At 73.2% G+C, this 1,317-nt stretch carries 2 protein-coding genes and 1 pseudogene; all 3 read right to left on the bottom strand.

Annotation, left to right across the window (positions count from 1 at the left end):
• A pseudogene (locus G6030_RS08725) lies at nt 1-266 on the bottom strand (urea amidolyase); the annotation flags it as partial.
• Between the two features lie 31 nt (nt 267-297).
• Nucleotides 298-942 (bottom strand): urea amidolyase associated protein UAAP2, encoded by a 645-nt coding sequence (locus tag G6030_RS08720; RefSeq protein ID WP_182642864.1) that lies wholly within the window; start codon nt 940-942, stop codon nt 298-300.
• Nucleotides 943-953: 11 nt separating this feature from the next.
• The coding region (locus G6030_RS08715) for a DUF1989 domain-containing protein (RefSeq protein ID WP_182642863.1) at nt 954-1,317 on the bottom strand (364 nt) is incomplete at its 5' end.

The raw sequence follows: 1,317 nt of genomic DNA, 5'->3' as shown, positions 1-1,317 counted from the left end.
ACCGGCCGCGCGGCCACGGTGGGCCGCACGTGTGCGCCGCCCACGCACACCGTGACCGGGGCGTCCGCCCGGAGCCGGAGGCCGCCGCGGGTGCACTCCAGGCCGGCGGCGCCCTCGGGATTTCCCACGGCGATGTTCGCCAGCCGCAGCGACTGGTCATCCATCGCTCCGGAGGGCGGGACGCCCACCCCCCAGTACCCGACGCGGCCGGGCCAGTCCTGGACGGTGGTGATAAGACCGGGGGCGAGGATCTCGAGGCGGGTCATGGCGGGTGCTCCTGTGGTGACGGGTGGCGGATCAGGCGGTGACGATCATCCGGACGGGCGTCGGGTCGAAGCCGTTGCACGGGTTGTTGATCTGCGGGCAGTTGGAGACCAGCACGATCACGTCGCGGCCGGCGCGCAGCGCCAGGCTCTTGCCGGGCGCCGACCGGCCGTCGACGATCCCGAGCGTCCCGTCGGCGTCGACGGGCACGTTCATGAAGAAGTTGACGTTGGGGACCAGGTCCCGCTTGCCGAGACCGTGCCGGGCGCCCTCGCGCAGGAAGTTCTCCACGCAGGCGTGCTGGTGGCGGGTGTGGTGGCCGTAGCGCAGGGTGTTGGACTCCTGCGAGCAGGCGCCGCCGAGGGTGTCGTGGTTGCCCACCTCGTCGGCCGTGATCGTCACCAGCGGCTCGCCGGCGTCGTCGCGCAGGACGCTGCCGGCGGTGAGGAAGATCGAGCCCTGGGCCGCGACGGTCGCCGGGGCGCTGTAGCGGCGGGTGGTGTCGTGCGCGTCGTAGAAGAGGGTGTCGACGGCCTGGTTGCCCTTGAGGTCGACGACGGTCAGCGTCTGGCCCGCGCGCAGGACGCGGGACCAGGCCGCCCGGGCAGGCACGGTCTCGTCCGAGATCACGGTCGCGTCGGCGGGCACGATCCGGTCGGCGGTCACTGTCTGTGTCATAGCGGTTCTCCTCAGGAGGTCGGGGCGAGAGTGGCGGCGCGGTGGGCGGCCTCGGAGTTGGCCAGGGCGCGCCGGTACTCCTGGTCCTGCTCGACGCCGGGGAAGGTGTCGGCGACCAGAGCGTCGAGGTCCTCCGGGGCGCTCCAGGCCAGGAGTTCCAGCGTCCCGGCGTGGTAGTCCGGTGACGGGTCGAGCGGGTGGTCGGCCACCGCGACGGCCACCACGACCGGCAGGTGGACGACGAGATCGACCGCCGCGCCCGGGCCGGCGTTCCCGGTGGAGACGAGCGTGCCGTCGTCGTCGACGCGGACGCCGTGGAAGAACGACACCGGGTGGGGCAGGTCGCGCTCGGCGAGACCGTGCTTGAGCCCGGCC

The sequence above is a fragment of the Dietzia sp. E1 genome, assembly GCF_014145015.1.
Taxonomy (GTDB): Bacteria; Actinomycetota; Actinomycetes; order Mycobacteriales; family Mycobacteriaceae; genus Dietzia; species Dietzia cinnamea_A.
Note: the sequence above shows the minus strand (reverse complement) of the source record. Positions and strands in the feature narration are given on the sequence as shown.

Excerpts from the sequence above, each read along its gene's own strand:
- G6030_RS08720 (WP_182642864.1), bottom strand. The coding sequence starts at position 942 with ATGACACAGACAGTGACCGCCGACCGGATCGTGCCCGCCGACGCGACC.